Here is a 22603-nt window from a genome sequence, read left to right on the forward strand (position 1 = left end):
GACCGGGGAGTCGGCGATGCGATAGCCCTTGTTTTGCTGGAGCTGGAAGCTGAAGCGGTGCCTGTAGCGGGAATAATAGACGCCTCGGGCACCAACATCCTCTGATCCCTGACGAATTCCACTCCCGCCGGGCGTGTTTTCCGTGGAGAACGCGCGCTCGGGCTGCTTTCCATCCGCCCCCTGAAGCAGATGCGCCCAGTGGGCGGGAGGCCCGCTCGATCTCCGCAGGATCGGTGGATTGAAGAGGCAGTCCATAGGAAGTGACCTCTTTGACCATGTTTCCGCCACAATGAGGCGACAGGGTAGCCTCTGCGGCTGGGACCAGACTGCGAAATCGCGGCGGTTCGGCGGGGAAAGGGTAGTGATGCGTCCAGGGGCGGAACCGAAAGATCAGAGTCACGGCAGGACCTACGGGGACGAACTCCCCGTCGGGACCGAGTTGCTGCGTGGCCAGTACCGGATCGAGCGGTTCCTGAACTCCGGGGGGTTCGGCATCACCTATCTGGCCCGCAATAGCCTGGACCGCATCGTGGTGATCAAGGAATGCTTCCCCGGCTTCTTCTGCTGCCGATCCGGCACCGAGGTCCGGGTGCGGTCCGACGCGCATGCCAAGGATTACCAGACCCTCATCGACCTGTTCCGCACCGAGGCGAGGTCGCTGGCGATGCTGGAGCATCCCAACATCGTGCGGGTGCACGAGGTGTTCTCGGACAACAACACCGCCTACATGGCGCTGGATTTCGTCGAGGGCAGGGACCTTCACACCCTGATCGCCGAGGATGGCGAGCAGATGAGCGCGACCGAGGTCCGCGACCTGCTGATGTCGCTGCTGACCGCCGTGGCCCATGTCCATGCGCGCGGGATCCTGCACCGGGACATCTCGCCCGACAACATCCTGATCGAGCGCAACGGCAACCCCGTGCTGATCGATTTCGGCGCCGCCCGGGCGGAGGCCGCGCGCGGACCGCGGGGCGCGTCGGCGCTGCAAGCGGTCAAGGATGGCTACTCGCCGCACGAGTTCTATTCCCGCAGCCGCACCCATTCCGCCGCCAGCGATCTTTATGGCCTGGCCGCGACCTTTCACTTCGTGATCACCGGCGAGGCGCCGCCGCCCAGCCAGGACAGGCTCGCGGCGATCGCGGAGCACATGCCGGACCCTTACCGCCGGCTCGAGGGCCGGGTCGCCCGCTTCGACCGGCCGTTTCTGGCCGCGATCGACCGGTCGCTGCAGGTCCTGTCGCGGGACAGGATGCAGAGCGCCCAGGAGTGGCTGCTCCAGATCGACGACCAGAGCCGCTACTCGGAAGCCCTCGCAACCGCCCGGGCCGATGCGCGGATCGATCATCTGGTGAGCCAGCTTGTGGCCCAGACGAATGTCGAGCTGGAGAAGTCGCTCGCAGAGGAACGGGAGCGCGAGGCGGAAGAGGCCCGGCTGCGGGACGAAGAGGCCGAGCGCAAGCGGATCAAGGACGAGAAACGCCGCCGGGAGATCGAGGAGCAGGAGCGGCTCGATGCCGAGGAGGCCGCGGCACGGCGGCCGGGATCGCTGTCGGAGTGGAAAGAGAGCTACGACCGCGACCGCGTGCCGATGGCGCCGGCCGAAGTGCCCGCCCTGCGACCGGAGATCGACTATTACTCGATCGTGTCGAGGAAATCGAAAGACCATACCGAGGAGCCGGAGGACAAGCACCGAACGGAAGCGGCCGAAGCGCCGCGTTCGAGGAAGTCCTTGCTGGGTCTAGGCCCACGCAGCCCAGAAACCCGCCTCCACTGACCAAACACCCCCAAGTTGCCGGGAGAGACGACCGATGAGATTTATCTCCGAGCTGATCGAAAAGAAGAAGGCCGCCGAGCCGGATGCCTCGAACCAGGAAGCCAAGGTCCGCGCCACCGGCGGGCTTGCGCTTCATGACGCGACCCGTCGTCGCCCGGTGTCCCTGATCGACGAATCCTATCCGTCCTCCGGTCGCCGCCGCGACACCTCCGGCTGGGGCGCCGATCCTGACGATCTGGCCGATACGCTGGGCGGCGGGCCGGACATGGCGGGTGATGCGCGTCCGCGCAACGGCTTCCATCAGAGCCTCGCGGCGGTGCGCCGGACCGAGATCCCGCGGGAGCATCCGTCGGACGCCGGCACGCCGCACCCGCTGCGCCAATGCGGCCGAGCGGCCGAGCTTGGCGAGGAGGAGACCGAAGTGGCCGCGGCCGAGGAACTGGAGGCGCTGGACGACGCCCCGGAAACGGCTGCGGATGACACTTCCGACGCACCGTTTCTTCTGACCGACGATGCCTCCGCGGAGCCCGAAAACGAGGTTGCCGAAGATCTGGACGAGGCCGCGCGCGCCGAAAGAAACATCGACCTTGCGTTCGAAACTCCGCTCAAGGCGGTGTCGGCGAGCGCGCTGCACGAGAGACCCGCGGCCGGTTTCGACCACCAAGTCGAGACCGAAACCGCCGTTGGCGCGCTGAGCACCGCCGAGGACGATCTCGATGCCAGCACCCTCGATGCCGCCCCGGACACAGCCGCAGGGGAAGGCACGCCGGACCTGGAGGAAGCCGTTGGCAACACGCTCCGCATCTGGGACCTCGATAACGAGGCCGACGCGGAGGAGGAGGCTGCGCTGGCCGAGGCGGATGACGATTTCGCCCCAGCGTTCGACGAAGCCGCGAGCGGTTTCGACGCCCCGTCCGAGCCTGCGGCACTCCCGCAGGAACCGGACCTCGCTTCCAGCGAGCCCGCGCCCGAGCGGTTCGAACGCCCGCGCGCCGGTCGCGTCAAGACCCGGCTGCTCGGCTTTCACCGCCCGGAAGAGCTGGAGGCCGACCCCTTCGCCGCGCCGGAGCGCAGCAAGGTTGCCGCAGTCGCCCAGTTCCCCGTGGGCTGGCTCGTCGTGGTGCGCGGCCCGGGCCGCGGCGCCAGCCACGCTCTGTTCCAGGGTGTCTCGACCATCGGCCGCGGCGATGATCAGACCGTGCCGCTCGATCACGGCGACACCAGCATCTCCCGGCAGTCCCACGCTGCGATCGCCTATGACGAGGAGCAGAACGCCTTCTTCATCGGCCATGGCGGCAAGGCCAACCTGGTGCGCCTGAACGGGATGCCGGTGCTGAGCACCGAGCCCCTTGCCAACGGCGACGAGATCCGGATCGGAGAGACCACGTTGCGTTTTGTCGCCCTGTGCGGGTCCGAGTTTTCATGGGGTAACGACGATGACGCTGGGCCGCGGGATGCTGCAACGATCTGAACCGACGTTCGAGGCGGCCTCTGCGGTCAGCGTGGGCAAGCGCGCCTACCAGGAGGATGCGGTGCTGTTCGACTGCCCGGTGGGCAGCGAGACCGGTCTCGTGGTGCTGTCGGATGGCATGGGCGGCCATGCCGCCGGCGACGTGGCCAGCAGCATCGTCCTCACCGAAGTGTTCAGCGAACTCAAGCTCCAGTCGGCCCGGCAGGACGACGGAGAGGCCGGCTTCCGCGACCTGCTGATGCGCGCCGCGCAGGGGGCGAACGACTGTATCCGCGCCTATGTGGACGACCAGCCGGACGCCATCGGCATGGGCGCGACGCTGGTGGCCGGCGTTCTTCGCGGGCCGTTCCTGCACTGGATCTCCATCGGGGATTCGCCGTTGCTGCTGTTTCGCGACGGAGACCTGATCCGGCTGAACGAGGAACATTCCTTCGGCCAGCAGATGGATTCGATGGTTGAAGCCGGGCTCATGGCCCGCGAGGTGGCCGAGCATCATCCCGATCGCAACTGCCTGACCTCCGTGGTCGGCGGCGGCAGGATCACACAGATCGACTGCCCGGACACGCCCTTCGAACTGTTCGACGACGACATCCTGGTCTTTGCCAGCGACGGGCTGCAGTTTCTGCCCGACAGCCAGATCGCCGAGGTCCTGGCCGACTGGCGGGACACCTCGAGCACCAGCATCGCCGCACAACTCCTGCGCGAGATCGAGCGTCTCGACGATCCCGACCAGGACAATGTCTCCATCGTCGTGATCAAGGTGACGATGGCGCGTGCACCCATGGCCCGTTCGCCCGAGCCGCGTCCGCAGCGGGCGCCCGTGACGCCGGTGCGTCCGGAGCCCCTGCGCGCGAATCTCGACGTGAAGTCGGCCGATCCGGAAGGGAGGTCGGTCCTCGTCTTGCGTGGCGCGCCCTGACATGCGACTGGCAGGCATGAGCCAACACGCGACCTTCGACCAGATCTGCGACCGCCTGCACGCCCTGATCGAGGGCGGGCATCTGCCGGACAAGGCCGCGCAGCAGGCCGGGCGCCTGCTGCAGCGTCTCGAGACGCCCGTGCGCTTTTCCCTGCTCGGACCCTCCAGCCTCGAACGGGCGCGGATCATCAATGCCTTGCTCGGCCGCGACGTGGTGCCGCTCTGGCCCGCGCGCCCCTCCGTGCAACTGGGCTTCGGCGATGCCCCTGCCACCAGCGCCACGCTGTCGAACGGCCGAAGGGTCTCGGTCGAATCCCTCGACGCCGGCCTGGCGCCGGACACGGTGTTCCTGTCGCTGACCCGCAACGAACCGCTGCTGAGGACGACGCGGCTGCTCGACGTCGTGACGGACGGAACCCCGGCCGAGCTGCGGATGGCGCTGCGGTGGGCGGCGAAACGCACGGACGTGTTCCTGTGGTGCACAAACCGGTTCGAACCGGCGGAGCTGGAAGTCTGGCGCAGCGTCGAAGAGCGCTTCATGGATCACGCGTTCCTGGTGCTCTGGGGCGAGGACCGGGAGCTCCGCGCCCGGCAGTTGAAGGCCGAACTGGCGGGCGAGTTTCTCGACGTGATCGCGGTAGACCTGGATGCCGTGGCGCCATCCGCCGATCCCGGCTTGCGCAGCCTGTCGGAGGGACTGCGCCGCCATGTCGATCTCGGCCGGCAGGCGGACAACGATTCCGCGCTGCTGTTTCTGAAGAAATTCGCCGATCTCGCAGGGCAGCCCGATCTGGCCCGGGAAGAGACCGCGCCACGGCCCTCGGCAGCAGCTCCGCTCACCGCGCCGGTGTCGATGCCGGTGTCGTTCCGGGACCAGCCTCCCGCTGCGGAGCCGGACGCACCGGCCGCCGATCCTGTCGAACGCAGGGCGCTGGAGCAGGTTTGCCGGCAGGGTCTCTCGCTGATCTGCGACCGGGCGCGCCAGCTTGGCGCCTTGCTGCGGGAAGATGGCGCGGGCAGTTCCGAGGGAATTGCGGCGCATTGCCGTCAAACCATCGAACACCTGACCGGCATCCTCGATTCCGCCGCCGATTTGCCACACGAGGACCGCGCTGCGCTTTCGGACATGCTGATGAGCGCCGAGGAATTGCTGGTGCTCATGGAGATCGAGGGGGACGGCCAGCCCGGCGTCGACAGCCTGTGCCTGTTGATCCAGCTGCGCCGTGCCTTCGAGGAACGGCTGGCGGCCTGAACGGGTAACGCGGCCGGTTTGCGGGGCGTCACAATCGGTTAACCTCCGTGGCCGGCTCTCGATCCCCGCCCGATTGCTGCCTTAGTATTGCCATCAAGCCCCGCGATTGTCGGACATACACGGGTGTGGACGTGCGGCTGGCCGCTGCCAATGATGGTCTGGCCGCATTTCTGTCTCGCCCGGCTGTATCGTCGCGAGGGTGCTGGATGAAGCTCGACAGCAAATTCGAAACCGCAGAGATGCTCGAGCCGGCGGCGGAGCTGGACCTGCTGGCCAATGGCGCCTCGGCCCTGCGTCCGATTGCCGACGGCCTCGACGAGCTGTCGCAGGCGATCGACACCATTTCGGACATCGGCGACCGGGCGATCTCGGCCAGCACGCGCAAGCTGCAGCAGCGGCTCCGCCGCGCCGAGCCGAGCGTCACCATGATCGGCCAGGTGAAATCGGGCAAGACGTCGCTGGTCAACGCGATGATCGGCAGCCCGGACCTGCTGCCGGCGGACGTGAACCCCTGGACCTCCGTGGTCACCTCGATCCACCTGCGCTCGCGACCGCTGGTCGACAGCAACCGCGCGGTGTTCCGCTTCTTCGAGCAGGACGAGTGGAAGCGCCTGATGCAGGGCGGCGGGCGGCTCGGTGAACTGGCCGGGCGGGCAGGGGCCGACGGCGACCTCGCCAAGGTTGCCGCCCAGCTCGACGCGATGCGCGACAAGTCCCTTGGGCGCCTCGGCGACAAGTTCGAACTGCTGATGGGGCAGGAGCACAAGTACGGCTTCCTCGATCCGGAGCTGGTGGAGCGCTACGTCTGCCTCGGCGACGATTTCGAGTTCGATAACGACACCTCGACCAGCCGCGGGCGATTTGCCGACATCACCAAGTCCGCCGATCTCTACATGTACCGCCCGGAATACCCGGTCGACCTTTGCATCCGCGATACGCCGGGCGTGAACGACACGTTCATGATGCGCGAGCAGATCACCGTCCGGGCGATCCGCGAAAGCCGTTCCTGCGTGGTCGTGCTCTCGGCCCACCAGGCGATGAGCGCGGTCGACCTGGCGCTGATCCGGCTGATCGCCAACATCCCCTCGCGCAGCGTGGTGATCTTCGTCAACCGGATCGACGAGCTCTCCGATCCCGGGTCCCAGGCCACCGACATCGCGGCCAGCATCCGCAAGACGATCAAGGACCATCACGGCCCAGCCGATGCCCGGATCATCTTCGGCAGCGCCTACTGGGCCAACCATGCTCTGCGCGGCAACGTCGGCGACATGGACCCGCAGAGCCGCAGCGCGCTGATCAACTGGGCTGAGGCCGAGACCGGCGGGATGCCGGAGGATTCCGACGGTCAGCTTTCCTCGGCGCAGATCTGGGAATTGTCCGGTCTGCCGGAACTGTTCTCCGCGCTCTCGGAGCGGGTATCGGATTCGGTCGGCCGAGACGTGTCGGACAACGTCGCCCGCACCGCGTTCAACCTGGTCAGCAGCCTGGAGACGACCGAGCGGATCATGGTCCGCCGCGAGAACGACAGCAATGTCGTGCCGCTCAACCGCAAGGCCCTTCCGGCCGAACTCGACCGCATCGAGAAACGCAGCCTCGCCCGGATCGACGAGGAATTCGCCAGGCTGATCCCGGAATTCCACGAACGGCTCGACCGCGCCAACCTCGGCTTCGTGGACCGCGCCACCGGGGCGCTGATCAAGCATCTCGAAACCTATGGCGAGCTGTCGGTGTGGAACTACGACCCCACCGGGCTGCGTATCCTGCTGCGCACCGCCTACCAGGTTTTCGTCCGCCGCAGCCAGGCCGTGGTGCAGAAGATCTATGACGACGCCGCGATCGAGATTCGCGAGCTCTATGTCCGCGGCTTCGATGTCGACAGCGCCGCTTTTTCCATCGAACCGCCCGCAGTTCCCTCGGTGCCGCCACCGGTGTTTCTTGGCCAGACCATCGCGCTCGACATGAACGCGGGCTGGTGGAAGCGCTGGTGGCGGAGCCGGCGGGGCTATCGGGCCTATGCCAAGGATTTCGGCGAGCTGATCCTTTCGGAAACCAGCTCCATCGTCCAGGCGCTCAAGAACGACTACGGCGAGGCCACCCGAGATGCCGCGATGGCGCCGCTGGTCGAGTTCACCCGAGCCCAGCGTGCGATCCTCGAAGACCTGTCGCAGCGCAGCGAGATCCTCCCGGAGGATCTCGGGGACTACGGCCTCGGGGAGGAGGCAAAACACAAGGCGGCCGCGCTCGCGTCGGCCAAACAGGTGCTGATGCGGCATCTCGCACCGAACAAGACGGAGACCCACTGATGCAGACCTTCGCCACATCCGGATCCGCTCGTCCCGTGGTTGCCCTGATGGGCGAATTCAGCGCGGGCAAGAGTACACTCGCGAACCTGCTGATCGGCGAAGGCGTATCGCCGGTCCGGGTCACCGCAACCCAGCTGCCGCCGATCTGGTACGCCCACGGCGAGCCCGGCGCGGAATGCGTCGACCATGATGGCGGGGTGACGGAGCTCGACCTCGACGATCTCGGATCGGTCTCGGTGGAGGACACCGCCTATATCCGGATCCGCCTGGAATCCGACATTCTCGAACTGATGGACCTGATCGACATGCCGGGCATCTCCGACCCGAACCTGTCGTCGAAGACGTGGAAACAGGTGCTGCCCTATGCCGATTGCGTGATCTGGTGCAGCCATTCCACCCAGGCCTGGCGGCAGAGCGAGGCGGCGATCTGGTCGGAGGTGCCGGAGCACCTCTATGACAACAGCATCCTGCTCTTGACCCGTTTCGACAAGATCCTGACCGAGATCGACCGGCGGCGACTGCTGGCCCGCGTGCGTTCCGAGACCGACGGGCTCTTTGCCGGCGTCTTCCCGATCTCGTTGCTGCAGGCCGCGAACGCCGAAGAGGACCGGACCGCCTGGGAAGACAGCGGCGCCGAGGATTTCACCCAGAAACTGCTCGACGTCGTGATGCGGCTGCACCCGGCCGCGCGCGACGAGCGCCCGCGCCCCGTCGTCGTGGACGATGCGATCCTCGTGCAGCGCCGGGTGACGGAGAGCGGTGAGCTAGACGCCGAGCCGGCCGAAGGGGCGCGCGCACCGGCCTTTGCCGGCGGTGTCGGCATGGTGACGCCGCGCCGCGTGGTGCGCCGCGCGGGCGCCAGCACGCCGCGGGAGCGCCTGCCGCGTTCGGTGCTCGACGAGGTGAGCTTCTGAACCATCGGCCGGGGCCGCCGCGGCGGAAATCCTTTCGCGTGCAGGCGGCGTTTACGGATGCAATCTCCGATTGAGGGTCGACATCCGGGCGACAAGGCAGGAAATGGTGTCATCGGTTCACTGGAAGATCGCTGACATGCCACTCACCGCGCGGGACGAGACATTGACCAAGGATCTCGACAGGTTTCGGCGCACCCATGCCGGGATCGACGCGCTCGTCTATCTCGACTTCAAGGCCGGGACCGTGCTGTGCGTGAGCGCGGCGGCGGATCATCCGCAGGAAGTCTTTGACGAATTGTGCGGGCTCTCCGCCGAAACCTTCACCGACCTTGCCCCCCGGACGACGCAGGCGACGGTGGCGACGCTGACCGAAGTGCTGGTCTTGCAGCGCTCGTCCAAGGCGCCCGGCACAGCGTTATGCCTCGTTTTCGATCCCGAGATGCCGCTCGTGAGTGTGAAGGACCTGGGGCGACAGGCGCTGTCTCAGCTCGATCTGTGAGCCGCAGAACCAGCCGAAACTGAACCGCGAGGGAGGATCGCTAATGGAGAACCCGCAGGACATCGCCCGCAAGATCCGCCGCCTGTCCTCCGCCGGCGGACCGGGCGGCCACGGCCGCCAGTTGCGCGCCTTCGGCGACCGGAGCCTTTTGGCAACGCTGCTTCTGGAGATCGACGAGACGATCCTGCCGCGCGGGCTGCGGATCAGCAATGTCGCCGGAGACGAGATCAGTCTTTCCACGGCCAACCGTCGGTTGATGCGGGTCTCGGCCAGTGACGGGGCAGGGCGCGACGACGTGGCGATCGAACCGGACTCGCACGATCCGGACTCCCTGAACGCGCTGCTCGATCTGCTTGAGGGCTTCATTGACGGCAGCGAAACGCTGCGCCTGCGGTCCGAAGCGCCCGGGAGCGTCACCTCCGGCATGATCGGGGTCTCCGCCCGCCGCCTGTCCGAAACCTGGGGCGCGCCGATGGACCCGCCGGAGACGCTTTCGCTTGCCGAGCAGCTCGACGCCGTTCTGATGGAACACCGCAGCGGGATCGTAGCCTGGCAGCGCCGGCAGGACGGCCAGACCGATTGCGGCGGCGACGCGGGCTTCTATGACGACCTCGGGCCGCTCTCCGCGACCCTGGAGAAACGGGCTCTCAGGCTCTCGCAGACGCTCTCGGACCTCTCGCGCGAGCGCTGCCTCTTCACGCTCGATCACCACGGCGAGGCGGGGCTTGGCGTGATCCTCGCCGCGCTCGACGGCACCGTTCTTACTCTCCTTGTGAAACCCGAGGCACAGGCCCCACTGGCCTCAGCGCTGCGGGATCTGCTGCATGGCTGGCCCGCTGTCCAGGCTGCCTGACGCCACGGGACGGCAGAGATATGTGAATCCCATGCATGAAGATCTTGCTGATTATGAATTTCATAAATGCGCCGGACTGCGTTAGAGGAGAGCGGTTCTCCTATCCCTGACTCGAGCCCGTAGCCTGAAATGACCGACCGTTCCGCCGTTTTCGACCGCCTCCTGGAGGCCGCCCGCGACCGCATCCTGATCCTCGACGGGGCGATGGGCACCCAGATCCAGCGGCTCGGCCTGTCGGAGGGCGATTTCCAGGGCTGCGGCGGCGGAAGCTGCTCGTGCCATCTGCCGCATGCGAGCGACCGCCCCCAGCAGGGCAACAACGACCTGCTGAACCTGACCCGCCCGGATGTGATCGAGGAGATCCATTACCAGTACGCCATGGCCGGCGCCGATATCGTGGAGACGAACACCTTCTCCTCGACCACCATCGCCCAGGCCGATTACGCGATGGAGGGCGCGGTGCGCGACCTCAACGTCGCTGGCGCACGGCTGGCCCGGCAGGCGATGGATCGGGCGGAGGCGACGGATGGTCGGCCGCGCTTCGTCGCCGGCGCCCTCGGGCCGACGAACCGCACAGCCTCGATCAGCCCGGACGTGAACAACCCCGGCTATCGCGCTGTGACCTTTGATCAATTGCGCGTTGCCTATGCCGAGCAGGCGGACGCCCTGATCGAGGGCGGCGCCGACATCCTGCTGATCGAGACGATCTTCGACACGCTCAACGCCAAGGCCGCGATCATGGCCTGCGAAGAGGTCTTTGCCGCGCGCGGCCTGCGCCTTCCGGTGATGATCTCGGGCACGATCACCGACCTGTCGGGCCGCACGCTCTCCGGCCAGACGCCGACTGCGTTCTGGCACTCGGTGCGCCACGCCTCGCCGGTGACCGTCGGCCTCAATTGCGCGCTCGGCGCTTCGGCAATGCGTCCGCACCTCGCCGAGCTTTCGGCCGTCGCCGACACGATGATCTGCGCCTACCCGAACGCCGGCCTGCCCAACGAAATGGGAGAATACGACGAGACCCCGGAGCAGATGGCGGCGCAGGTCGCGGGCTTCGCGAAGGACGGTCTGGTCAACGTGGTGGGCGGCTGCTGCGGCTCCACCTACGACCACATCCGCGCCATCGCCGCGGCGGTGAAGGACTGCGCGCCGCGCGCGATCCCCGACCAGCCGCCTTTGATGCGGCTGTCGGGGCTCGAACCCTTCACCCTGACGTCCGACATACCCTTCGTGAACGTGGGCGAGCGCACCAACGTCACCGGCTCGGCCCGTTTCCGCAAGCTGATCAAGACCGGCGACTACGCCACCGCGCTCGACGTTGCCCGCGACCAGGTGGATAACGGCGCGCAGGTCATCGACGTCAACATGGACGAGGGCCTGATCGACTCGCAGGCCGCGATGGTCGAGTTCCTCAACCTCATCGCCGCGGAGCCCGATATCGCCCGCGTGCCGGTGATGATCGACAGCTCCAAGTGGGAGGTGATCGAGGCCGGCCTGAAATGCGTGCAGGGCAAGGCGATCGTCAACTCGATCTCGATGAAGGAGGGCGAGGAGAGCTTTCTGCACCAGGCCCGGCTCTGCCGCGCCTACGGGGCGGCGGTGATCGTCATGGCCTTCGACGAGCAGGGACAGGCCGACACGGCCGACCGCAAGGTCGAGATCTGCACCCGGGCCTACAGGCTCCTGACCGAGCAGGTCGGTTTCCCGCCCGAGGACATCATCTTCGACCCGAACGTCTTTGCCGTCGCCACCGGGATCGAGGACCACGACAATTACGGCGTCGATTTCATCGAGGCCACGCGGCGCATCACCGAGGCCTGCCCGCATGTGCATATCTCGGGCGGCGTGTCGAACCTGAGCTTCAGCTTCCGCGGCAACGAGCCTGTGCGCGAGGCGATGCACGCGGTCTTCCTCTACCACGCCATTCAGGCCGGGATGGACATGGGCATTGTCAACGCGGGTCAGCTCGCGGTCTATGACCAGATCGAGCCGGAGCTCCGCGAGGCCTGCGAGGACGTGGTCCTGAACCGCACGCCGAAGGCCGGCGGCAACGCCACCGAGAACCTTCTCGAGATCGCCGAACGCTTCCGCGGGCAGGGCGGCGCGAAAGGGCGCGAAAAGGACCTGACCTGGCGCGAGTGGCCGGTCGAGAAGCGGCTGGAACACGCGCTGGTCAACGGCATCACCGAGTATATCGAGGCCGACACCGAAGAGGCCCGCCAGGCCGCCGAGCGCCCGCTGCACGTGATCGAGGGCCCGCTGATGGATGGGATGAACGTGGTCGGCGACCTGTTCGGCGCCGGCAAGATGTTCCTGCCGCAAGTTGTGAAATCCGCCCGCGTCATGAAACAGGCCGTCGCCGTTCTGCTGCCCTACATGGAAGAGGAGAAGCGCCTCAACGGTGGCGGGCGCGAGAGCGCGGGCAAGGTGCTGATGGCGACGGTGAAGGGCGATGTGCACGACATCGGCAAGAACATCGTCGGTGTCGTTCTGGCCTGCAACAATTACGAGATCATCGATCTCGGCGTGATGGTGCCCGCCGAAAAGATCCTCGCCACCGCCAGGGCCGAGAATGTCGACGTGATCGGGCTGTCCGGCCTCATCACCCCGTCGCTGGACGAGATGGTCCACGTGGCCTCCGAGATGCAGCGCCAAGGGCTCGACCTGCCGCTGCTGATCGGCGGGGCAACGACGAGCCGGGTGCATACAGCGGTCAAGATCGATCCGCGCTACACTCTTGGCCAGGCGATCCACGTGACCGACGCCAGCCGCGCCGTGGGGGTCGTCTCCGCGCTGCTCTCGGCGGAGCAGAAACCGGCCTATGTCTCGAAGATCGCGGCCGAATACGCCGATGTGGCCGAGAAGCACGCGCGCGCCGAACAGGCCAAGCGGCGGTTGCCGCTCGAAGCCGCGCGCGCCAACGCGCTCACACTCGATCACCGGGCCCACGCCGCCACCGTGCCCACCTTCCTCGGCACCCGCGTGCTCGAGGATTGGGATCTCGCGGAGCTTGCCCGCTACATTGACTGGACGCCCTTCTTCCGGACCTGGGAGCTCAAGGGGGTCTATCCCAAGCTGCTGGAGGACCCCGAACAGGGCGAGGCGGCGCGTCAGCTCTTTGACGACGCGCAGGAGATGCTCGGCCGGATCATCGCGGAGAAATGGTTCACCCCGCGCGCCGTTGTCGGCTTCTGGCCCGCCAATGCCGTGGGCGACGACATCCGCCTCTTCACGGACGAAGAGCGCACCGAGACCCGCGCCACGCTTCACACCCTGCGCCAGCAGACCGCCAAGCGGGACGGGCGTCCGAACGTCGCGTTGGCCGATTTCGTCGCCCCCGAAGGCACGGGCCCGGATTACGTCGGCGGCTTCGTGGTGACGGCAGGCGCGGAGGAAATCGACATCGCCAGGCGGTTCGAAGCCGCGCACGACGATTACTCCGCCATCCTGGTCAAGGCGCTCGCCGACCGCTTCGCCGAGGCGATGGCCGAACGGCTGCACCAGATGGTCCGCACCGATCTCTGGGGGTATGCGCCGGAGGAAGCCTGCACCGCAGACGACCTGATCGCCGAGCGCTACAATGGCATCCGCCCGGCGCCCGGCTATCCCGCACAGCCCGACCACACCGAGAAGACGACGCTGTTCGAGTTGCTCGACGCCACCGCCGCCACCGGTGTGGAGCTGACCGAAAGCCTCGCCATGTGGCCCGGCGCTTCGGTCTCCGGCCTCTATATCGGCCATCCGGAGAGCTATTATTTCGGTGTCGGCAAGGTGGAGCGCGACCAGGTCGAGGATTACGCCGCCCGCAAGGGAATGACCCTCACAGAGGCCGAGCGCTGGCTCGCGCCGGTCCTGAACTACGCCCCGACGAGCGCCACGGAGATCGCTGCGGAATAGTCCGCGCCTCAGGTTTCTTCTTGGCAAAAATACCCCGATCCCGCCGCGTGCCCGTGAGCGCGGGCGGAGATCGACGCACGCACTGCCGGGGCCAAGCAGGCCCCGGCGCCACCGGCTCAACCGGTATTGCGCAGGCCGGAGGCCACGCCGTTGATCGACAGCAGGATCCCGCGCCGGGTCCGCTCGGAGATCTCGTCGGAACTGGCCATCCGGACCTTCTTGAGCAGTTCGACCTGCATGTGGTTCAGCGGGTCGAGATAAGGTGTGCGGTGGCGCAGACGCGCCTTCGCTTCGCCGGAGCGCTTGCGTTCCACCGGCGAGGTGCCGGTGATCATCTCCAGCGCCCGCACGGTTGCCTCCCACTCGGCGCTGATACGGCCGAAGATCCGGTCCCGGATTTCCTTGTCCTCGCAGAGATCGGCATATTGCGCGGCCATGGCGAGGTCGCTCTTGCCGATCATCAGGTCGATCTTGGAGACCATGGCGTGGAAGAACGGCCAGGCATCGTAGAGCGCGGCCAGCTTCTCGCCCTCGGGATCCTCGTTCTCGGCACACCAGGCCGCGACCGCGGAGCCGAAGCCGTACCAGGCCGGCAGCATGATCCGGCACTGCGCCCAGGAGAACACCCAGGGGATCGCGCGCAGCGAGGTGATCTCACGGGTTTTGGAGCGCGAGGCGGGCCGCGAACCGATGTTGAGCGAGGCGATCTCGTTGATCACGGTGGAGGACCAGAAGAACTCCTCGAAGCCCTCCGTCTCGAAGACAAGGCTGCGATAGGCCCGGAAGGCATGGTCGGACATGGCATCCATGATCGCCGAATACTCGCCGAGCGCGCTCTCCGCTTCGGGCATGAGCGTCGCCTCGAGCGTCGCGGAGACCAGCGTCTCGAGATGGGCATAGCCGATCTCGGCATGGGAATAGCGCGAGGAGATGACCTCGCCCTGTTCGGTCAGGCGGATCTGGCCGGCGACGGCGCCCGGCGGCTGCGCAACGATCGCTTCGCGGGTCGGGCCGCCCCCGCGGCCAATGGAGCCGCCGCGGCCATGGAACAGCCGCAGCCGGATCTTCTCCTCGCGGAACAGCTCGACCAGCGCCCGCTCGGCCTTGAACAATTCCCAGTTGGAGGTGACGAGGCCGCCGTCCTTGTTGCTGTCGGAATAGCCGAGCATGATCTCCTGCTCGTCCTTCTGGGCGGTGACGATGCGGCGGTACTCGGGCGTGTCGAACAACGCGCGCATGATGCCGGGGCCATTGCGAAGGTCGGCGATGGTCTCGAACAGCGGCACGATGGCGATCGAGCACTTGCCATCGAGCGTCAGCAGCCCGGCTTCCTTCAGCAGGACGCAGAGCTCCAGAACGTCGGACACGGATTGCGCGTTGGAGATGATCGAGGTGACGATGGCCCGCGGGCCGAACCGGTCGACGATCTCCTTGGCGGCGCGGAACACCGCCAGCTCTCCCGCCGTCTTTTCCGAGTATTCCCAGTAGGGGCGGAGCAGGGCGCGCGGCGAGGTCAGCTCCTTGCGCAGGATCTCCTGGCGGGCGGCCTCGTTCATGCCGAGATAGTCGGTGCCCGGCGCGATGGCTTCCAGCAGCTCGGCTACGGTCGCCTCGTGCACCGAGGAGTTCTGGCGCAGGTCGACGCTGGCCAGATGAAAGCCGAAGCTGCGCACCTTGCGCCGCAGATCGAGGATCCGGCCATCGGCAATCGCGAAAGCCTGGTGAGAGCGCAGCGACCGGTCGATCACGTCGAGATCGCGCAGCAGCTCCTCGGATCGACCATAAGGCGCGCCCTTTGCGGTGTGCAACGGCGCCGGGTTCTCCGGGTCGATCTCCGCAAGCGTCGCGGCAAGCCGGGCATAGATGCCGATCAGCGCACGGCGGTAGGGCTCGTCCAGCCGGTGCTCCGAGGTGTCGGGCGAGATGTCGGCCAGTTCCTGAAGGTCCTGGTTCACCCGCACCACGCGGGTCGACATCGACAGTTCCCGACCGAGCAGGTGCACTTCCTCGAGGTAGTGGCGCAGGGCGTGGCCGGCCTGCATCCGGAACACCTCGCGCAGGATCGTGTCGGTCACAAAGGGGTTGCCGTCGCGGTCACCGCCGATCCAGGTGCCGACGCGCAGGAAGGCCGGGAAATCCTGGCCGAAGCTCGCCTTGCCCAGCGACTTCAGCAGCGTCTCCTGCAGCTTGGGCACCGCCTGGAAAAAGGTGTGGTCGTAGTAGGTGAGGCTGTTCTTGATCTCGTCGGTGACGCTCAGCTTGCTGCGGCGGAGCAGGTGGGTCTGCCACAGGGTCTCGATCTCGCGCTCGATGCCGCGCTCGATCTCGGTGACGTCGAGCCCGACCTTGCGGGCACGGGTGCGCTCGTCGAGCATCTTGGAGATGGCGAACTCCGCCCGCATCGTGCTCTGACGGCGGATCTCGGTCGGGTGGGCGGTGAGGATCGGGCTGACCAGCGCGTCCTTGAAAAAGGCGACCAGCTGGCTGTCGCTGAAACCGGCTTCCCGCGCCGCCTCGATCGCGTCCGGCAGGGCGTGGCCCGAGGCCTTGCGGTGATCGAGCAGGATCTGCTCGTCCTGGGCGATGTTCAGCAGGTGCAGGAAATAGGTGAAGGCCCGCAGCACGTGGAAGGTGAGATCCTCCGGCATGGCCGCAATGGTGTCGTGCAGCCGTCTCAGCGCGGATTCATCGCCGGTGCGGTGCAGTTCCACCGAGGCGCGGCGGATCTCCTCGACCGTGTCGAAGGCGAGACCGCCCTCCTGCGTGTGGAGGATGTTGCCGAGGATCCGGCCAAGAAAGCGGATCGCCTCGTCTTCCTCGTCGGCAAGAGAGAAATGGATGTCATCCGGTTGCTTCGTCACGCCTGTGCTCCCGTCCGAGTGTTAGCGGCATCATGGCGCGACTTGTACAGCACCACGCGGGGCATTCAATGCAGACCGTGTCGCAGGGGCGGTCGGCGGCGCGAGATGCGTACAAACCGTCGGGGCCGCGACCACAAGCACGCGGCCCCGGGACGGTATGCCCGTTTTTTAGGCGGTTGGGTCGCGGTGCAGGCAGGGAGCGGCAGTCTGGACGATCGGTCGCGGCCTGCGCGCCGGGCGCGTCATGGCGCTGTCATGGAGCGGGGACTAGCTGGCGGCAGGTTTTCCACGCGAGGACAGAGCGATGCCGAGCCTTCTTCACGCCCGAGCGCGTCCCGTTGCCATTCTCTGGTTGCTGGTGGAGGGGCTGTCGCCTGCAGCGGCACAGGACGCGGAAACGTTGCTTGGGCAGGCGATCTACGCCGAGAATTGCGTCGAATGCCACATGGAAGACGCGGGCGGCGACGACATTGCGCCGGAGATCGCAGGCATTCCCCGCAACAACATCCGCCGCGCAATGGGTGGGCTGGAGGGGATGCCGGAATTCGAGCTGACCGCCGAGGAAGTCGCTGCCGTTCACGCCTACCTGCGCACCCTCGACGACTAGAGCGGACGCGGCGGGTCAGTCTCCGTCGGCCGCGCTGAAGCCGGTCTCCACCCCGAGGTTCGGGCCAAGGTTCTTGGCCATCTCGAGCTGGAGGTGGCGCACCTTGGTCTGCATCGCCTCCACCCGGACGCGGCTGGTCGGTTCCTGCACTGCCTCGGAGATCGGCTGCTCGATGGCCGCGAGCCGTCCCTCGGTCTGCTCGAAGACCTCGAGGATCCAGCCGCGGTCGGTCTCCCGCACGTCGCCGGCAAAGCCCAGCCGGACCATCTCGGCCAGCCCGTGGATCTGGGCGAGGATGATCTCGTTGCTCAGCCCGGACCGCCAGGCCTCGGCCTGGTCCGGGAAGGGGCGGTCGAAGGTGCCGAGCGGCCGGCCCAGCCGCGACTCGGCGACCCGGGTCAGGCCGAAGTCGACGGCGGTGTAGAGCGTCTTGGTGAATTCCTCGGGCGAGAGGTAGACCGGGTTGTCCGGCCCGGCGGCGTTCGCCAGGTCGGCCCAGCCGTTCTCGGCGAACCAGGCGTCGTAGAGCGCGCCGCCGAGGTCCTCCATGTAGAGGCTGATGCCGACGATGGCCGGGCAGGCCTCCATGTCGGTATAGAGCAACCGCTCGATAGCCGGCAGGCCCTGGGTCGCGGCGGAGCCCTGGGCGATGGTCGCGGGATCGGCCAGGTCTTCGGGCGGCAGGGCCTCGAGCGCCTTCAGCCCGCGCCCCACGAAATCCTTCTTGTCGGGCCAGAAGTTCACCGTCAGCGCGGCACCGAGTTGTTCAACCGGGCCGAACTGGTAGCTGTCGAGCGGCGCCCAGGCCAGCCAGGCGTCGCGGAGGGCCGCCTTGATCTCGGCCGCGTCGGCGGTGCCGGCGCAATGGGCGGACGCGGTTTCGGCCAGCCCGGCGCTGGCCTCCCGGAAGGCGCCGAACTGGCGCTCCAGCACGGCCAGTGAACGCCGGCGCAGAGCGTCATGGTCCACCTCGCCCCGTCCCGGCGCCCAGTAGGGAAGGCCTAGTTCCTCGTTGAAGGAATCCAGCCGGCCGACACCGTCCTGGGCCGGCGGCGCGGATTGCGCTGCGGCGGGCACGGCCAGGAGGCCTTGCGCGAGGACGAGGGCGGCAAGAAACGGTTTGCGGAACATCGGCGAGTCTCCGGAGGAGGGCAGGGAGTGGGGACCGGGCTGGACCCGCGGCGGCATCGGCGCCCGGGCCTGGCTGCGGGATCATGCCAAGGCGGGGCGATGCCGGCAAGGGCAGGGCGTGTCACGTGTGAGTGACGGGCGTCTTCGTCACGGAAGGGGCGCCCCGGGAATACCCCGGCACCATCAAGGCTCGGAAAAGCGAAAGGAGGCGGCGGGCCGCCTCCTTCGATATCTTGCGCCGGGCGCGATCAGCTCTGGCTGTCGCGGTTCCAGAGCCAGATGACGTTGTTCTCGTGGTTGCCGGAATCCTCGCCGATCACGACCTGACCGTTGGCGCGGACCAGGATGTTGTCGGGGTTGGCGACCGAGTCCATCGGGCAGGCATTCGCCTCGGCGTCCTTGTCGTAGCCGTAGCCCGCGACGACCGGCACCATCATGGAGACGTCGTAGTTGGCGTCGAGCTCCATCTCGTAGACCACGCCGCAGATGTTCTCGGCCACATCGATGGCGCCTTCACCGTCGGACATCGCCTTGGAGACGTCGGACATCGCCATGTACATGTACGGCACCGAGCCATCCTTGGCAGCGTCGTAGTTGATGTTCACGCCTTCCATCTTGTTGAACTCGCCGGTCGCACCCAGGGCGACGGCGGCGCGGCGCGATTCCAGGAAGGCGACGCGCGCATCGGCGGCCTCGCCAGCGGCAAAGGCAGCGACTTCCTCGTCGGTGATGTAGTTGGTCTCGCCGGGGACGTGATCGTCCAGGCCGATGCCGTCGTACTCGGCGACCCAGGCAGCGATCTCGTCGTTGGAGGCGTGGCCCAGCTCGATCCACTCGATGCCGAAGCCGGTGGTGGCGGCATCGGCCTGCGCACCGGCCTGCTGCGTCACCTTGGCGGCGTAGAGCGTGCCGGCGGACAGGTCGTTCTCGGCATCGGCGACGAACTTGAAGAACACGACGCTGGAGCCGTCATCCGAGAGGTAGACGGTCTTGTTGTCGGGCATGACAACGGCGTTCTCGTGGCTGAAGCGGCCGAGGGCCATGTGCTTGACCGGGGTCGCGGCGCCGGCGGGATCGGTGATCTCGACGATGTAGCCGTAGTCGTAGGGGTTCGGATACTTGCCCTCGCCGAGGTAGTTGGCGAGCACCTGGTTGTCCTCGATGTACTTGTACTCGGGGTTGTTCCAGTCGACCGTGTCGTCGAAGTACAGCTCTTCGGAGGTCAGCGGGGTGCCCCAGGGTGACAGCGTGCCGAAGCAGTTCACCCAGGTGCCGTCCACGGCGGAGAAGTCGACCATGATCAGGTCCGACTTGTCGACCGACCAGGTGCCGTCCTCGGCGCGCATGATCTTGGCGCGGGACATGCCGCCGGGGCGGTTTTCCCAGTTGGTGAACAGGTAGCCTTCGTTGTCGGCGGTCGGGACATAGGCGTTGAAGTCGGGGTCGTTGGAGACCAGCAGGTCTTCGCCGGCCAGCGACTTGATCACACCGACGATGCCCTCGTCACCTTCCTGCAGCAGGACCTGGTAATCGCCCAGCGAGGAGCGCACGACCTTCTTGTCGGCGTCTTCGGTGGTCGGCTCCATCGCGGCGGCATCCCAATCGGCGTTGGCGATCACGCCGACGGCGGCCTTCGCGAATTCGTTGCCGATTTCCTTGTTCGGGTGCTGGATGTTGAAGAACAGGTCCGAGCCGACCTCGAACAGGCCGGTGACCTCGGCATCGAGCGGAACGGTGGCCAGACGCTTCATGGATTCGGCGTGGGCGGGAACGGCGAGCACGGTGGTGCTCAGCAGAATCGCCGCGAGGGATTTTTTCTGGGACATGGGTTTTCCTTGGTATCAACCTGGGGTCTGCCGGCAGTCGGCTCGCGGTTCATAGGAAACTTCCGTGACGCTCTTGTAACACACGCGTGATCAAATGCGATTTCGTCGAGCGGATGCCGGCGCATCCCTGATTTCACGGCGCGCGCGCCCATCCGGCCTTTCGATCCGCGGACTGCCGGACGAGACGAGCGGGCGACCGGAGCACCTGCAATCGCCCGCCTCGGCGAAGCGCCCGGGGGCGCAGCGCGCCGGGCGGAAAAGTCGTCAATCTGATCAGGTGGATAGTGGCGGAGAGACAGGGATTCGAACCCTGGGTGGGCTTGCACCCACAACGGTTTTCGAGACCGCCCCGTTCGACCACTCCGGCACCTCTCCGCGCTCCCGTGGTCGGGGTGCGGGCGGTGTAATGTTTGCGCGGAGGGGGCGCAAGGGCTTTTCTTGCGCCCGGTGCCGTCAATTTGAAGATTGCGGATGCGATGCAGCGAGCGGGATGGCTTGGCTTTGCCGTGGCGGCGCACTACCCCTGAGACAAGCAGACGGAGTTTGTCGATGATCCTTCGCCCCATACTTTCAACGCTCGCCCTGTGCCTTCTGGCCGTCGCGGCCTCGGCGCAATCCAGCGAGGCGCCGCCGAGGGCGACGCCCGAGGAACGAGCGCGTCTCGAACCGCTGATGGATGCGCTGGAGATGGATACGCTTCTCGGCATCATGCAGGACGAGGGCGTCGATTACGCCGGCGACCTCGAGGCGGACATGTTCCCGGGGCGCGGCGGCGAGCGGTGGCCGGAAATCGTGGCCGGCATCTTCGATGCGGACCGGATGGCCGATATCCTCGAGGACGAGCTCGCGGCGGACCTGCCGGCGTGGCATCTCGACCCGCTCATCGATTTCTTCACCACCGAGCCCGGGCGCGAGATCGTCCAGCTCGAGATAAGCGCACGGCAGGCGATGCTCGATCCCGGCGTCGAGGCGGCGGCGAACGAGGCGATGGCTGTGCTTCTGGAAGAGGGCGGGCCGCGGCTCGACCTGCTGGAAGATTTCGAAGCCGCCAACGACCTGCTGGAGATGAACGTCGTCGGCGCACTCAACGCCAACTATGCCTTCTATTCCGGTCTGAACGCCGCCGGCGCGTTTGGCGACTTCATGGGCGAGGAGGACATGCTGCGCGATGTCTGGTCCCAGGAGGACGAGATCCGCGACGAAACCGGGACCTGGCTATATTCCTATCTCGCGATGGCCTACCAGCCACTCACGGACGCGGAGTTGGAAGCCTACCTCGAACTCTCCCGGAGCGAGGCCGGGCGCAGCCTGAACACGCATCTCTTCGCCGCCTTCGACGAGATGTTCCGCACCATTTCCTACGACCTCGGCATGGCCGCCGCGCGGTTCATGGCCGGCGAGGATCTCTGAGCCCGTCGCGGGAGGCGCCGCACGGGCCGGAATGTCTTGACACGCAGGGCTTTCTCGCTCATACGGCCCTCTCCGTGGCCGGACTCCGGCACGGAAACAAGAAACACGCCCCCGAAGGGGCGCGCTGTCCGAGGTGCCGGTTTCCGGCGAGAACGCCCGCGAGGGGACCATGAAGGACGCGTCGAGAGCAAAGGAAAGACCCATGTTTGCGGTCCTCAAGACCGGCGGCAAGCAATACCGCGTCCAGTCGGGCGACGTGCTGCGCGTCGAGAAGCTGGCGGCCACTGCCGGCGAAACCGTTCAATTCAATGACATCCTGATGATCGGCTCCACCGTGGGTGCGCCGCTCGTCGATGGCGCGGCCGTGCAGGCCGAGGTGCTCGACCAGATCAAGGGCGTCAAGACCATCAGCTTCGTGAAGCGCCGCCGAAAGCACAGCTCCAAGCGGACCCGGGGCCATCGCCAGCAGCTGACCGTGCTGCGCATCACCGACATCCTCGAATCGGGCGCTGACGCGACCGGCGTGAAGGCTGCCGTGGGCGCGGGCTCCGTTGCCGGTGTCGCGGTTGCCGCCACCGAAGCCAAGCCGGCCGCCAAGGCCGCCCCGAAAGCCAAGGCCGCCCCGAAGGCGAAGGCTGCTGCCGCGCCCGCCGCGGAAGCCCCTGCCGGTGCGGACGACCTGAAGAAACTGTCGGGCGTGGGCCCGGCGCTGGAGAAGAAGCTGCACGCCGCCGGCGTGACCAGCTTCGCGCAGATTGCCGGCTGGACCGAAGCCGACATCGGCGAGTTCGACGAGAAACTGTCGTTCAAGGGCCGCATCGAGCGCGAAGGCTGGGTCGAGCAGGCCAAGGCCATCGTGGCCGAAGGCTGAGACAGAAGGAGCAAGCGA

General features: G+C 66.9%; 15 protein-coding genes and 1 tRNA gene. 12 read left to right on the forward strand and 4 right to left on the reverse strand.

Annotated features, from left to right (window positions below; genetic code table 11):
• The first annotated feature begins 364 nt into the window (after positions 1-364).
• From CHB86_RS15310 to metH, 9 genes are all read left to right on the forward strand, one after another.
• Positions 365-1774, forward strand: a complete 1410-nt coding sequence (locus tag CHB86_RS15310; RefSeq protein WP_176442895.1) for a serine/threonine-protein kinase — start codon at positions 365-367, stop codon at positions 1772-1774.
• A gap of 34 nt (positions 1775-1808) precedes the next feature.
• Positions 1809-3245 (forward strand): FHA domain-containing protein, encoded by a 1437-nt coding sequence (locus CHB86_RS24920; RefSeq protein WP_245838006.1) that lies wholly within the window; start codon positions 1809-1811, stop codon positions 3243-3245.
• Complete coding sequence (locus CHB86_RS15320; protein WP_089233960.1) at positions 3211-4164, forward strand: PP2C family protein-serine/threonine phosphatase; 954 nt, start codon at positions 3211-3213, stop codon at positions 4162-4164. Before CHB86_RS24920 ends, CHB86_RS15320 begins: the two co-directional genes overlap by 35 nt.
• A 16-nt stretch (positions 4165-4180) precedes the next feature.
• Positions 4181-5416 carry a hypothetical protein gene (locus CHB86_RS15325; RefSeq protein ID WP_141134910.1) on the forward strand — a complete coding sequence of 412 codons (1236 nt, stop codon included), beginning with the start codon at positions 4181-4183 and terminating at the stop codon, positions 5414-5416.
• A gap of 206 nt (positions 5417-5622) precedes the next feature.
• Positions 5623-7719: a P-loop NTPase family protein gene (locus CHB86_RS15330; RefSeq protein ID WP_089233962.1), complete on the forward strand. Its 2097-nt coding sequence runs from the start codon at positions 5623-5625 to the stop codon at positions 7717-7719.
• Positions 7719-8633 carry a dynamin family protein gene (locus tag CHB86_RS15335; protein WP_089233963.1) on the forward strand — a complete coding sequence of 305 codons (915 nt, stop codon included), beginning with the start codon at positions 7719-7721 and terminating at the stop codon, positions 8631-8633. The genes CHB86_RS15330 and CHB86_RS15335 overlap by 1 nt, the downstream gene beginning before the upstream one ends.
• 136 nt (positions 8634-8769) lie before the next feature.
• Positions 8770-9132 carry a hypothetical protein gene (locus CHB86_RS15340; protein WP_089233964.1) on the forward strand — a complete coding sequence of 121 codons (363 nt, stop codon included), beginning with the start codon at positions 8770-8772 and terminating at the stop codon, positions 9130-9132.
• Positions 9133-9175: 43 nt separating this feature from the next.
• Positions 9176-9985, forward strand: coding sequence for a hypothetical protein (locus tag CHB86_RS15345; protein WP_089233965.1), 810 nt, complete (start codon positions 9176-9178; stop codon positions 9983-9985).
• Between the two features lie 129 nt (positions 9986-10114).
• Positions 10115-13879, forward strand: a complete 3765-nt coding sequence (metH, locus tag CHB86_RS15350; RefSeq protein WP_089233966.1) for a methionine synthase — start codon at positions 10115-10117, stop codon at positions 13877-13879.
• Between the two features lie 116 nt (positions 13880-13995).
• Here the strand turns inward: metH and ppc are convergent, their stop codons facing one another.
• On the reverse strand, positions 13996-16740 hold the full coding sequence (gene ppc, locus CHB86_RS15355; RefSeq protein ID WP_089233967.1) for a phosphoenolpyruvate carboxylase: 2745 nt from the start codon (positions 16738-16740) through the stop codon (positions 13996-13998).
• Positions 16741-17044: 304 nt separating this feature from the next.
• On the opposite strand from ppc, the gene CHB86_RS15360 reads away from it, so the two are divergent.
• On the forward strand, positions 17045-17347 hold the full coding sequence (locus CHB86_RS15360) for a c-type cytochrome (RefSeq protein WP_089233968.1): 303 nt from the start codon (positions 17045-17047) through the stop codon (positions 17345-17347).
• 15 nt (positions 17348-17362) lie between these two features.
• Here CHB86_RS15360 and CHB86_RS15365 read toward each other — a convergent pair whose 3' ends face one another.
• The 3 genes from CHB86_RS15365 to CHB86_RS15375 form a co-directional block, all read right to left on the reverse strand.
• Positions 17363-18478, reverse strand: coding sequence for an imelysin family protein (locus CHB86_RS15365; protein ID WP_176442896.1), 1116 nt, complete (start codon positions 18476-18478; stop codon positions 17363-17365).
• 248 nt (positions 18479-18726) lie between these two features.
• Positions 18727-20304, reverse strand: a complete 1578-nt coding sequence (locus tag CHB86_RS15370; RefSeq protein ID WP_089233970.1) for an alkaline phosphatase PhoX — start codon at positions 20302-20304, stop codon at positions 18727-18729.
• Positions 20305-20589: 285 nt separating this feature from the next.
• A tRNA-Ser gene (locus CHB86_RS15375) sits at positions 20590-20679 on the reverse strand.
• Between the two features lie 174 nt (positions 20680-20853).
• Between CHB86_RS15375 and CHB86_RS15380 the strand changes: the two genes are divergently transcribed.
• Positions 20854-21714 carry a DUF2059 domain-containing protein gene (locus CHB86_RS15380; protein ID WP_176442897.1) on the forward strand — a complete coding sequence of 287 codons (861 nt, stop codon included), beginning with the start codon at positions 20854-20856 and terminating at the stop codon, positions 21712-21714.
• Positions 21715-21916: 202 nt separating this feature from the next.
• Positions 21917-22585, forward strand: a complete 669-nt coding sequence (locus CHB86_RS15385; RefSeq protein ID WP_089233972.1) for a 50S ribosomal protein L21 — start codon at positions 21917-21919, stop codon at positions 22583-22585.
• The last annotated feature ends 18 nt before the right edge of the window (positions 22586-22603 follow it).

Source organism: Tropicimonas sediminicola (genome assembly GCF_900188335.1).
Taxonomy (GTDB): domain Bacteria; phylum Pseudomonadota; class Alphaproteobacteria; order Rhodobacterales; family Rhodobacteraceae; genus Tropicimonas; species Tropicimonas sediminicola.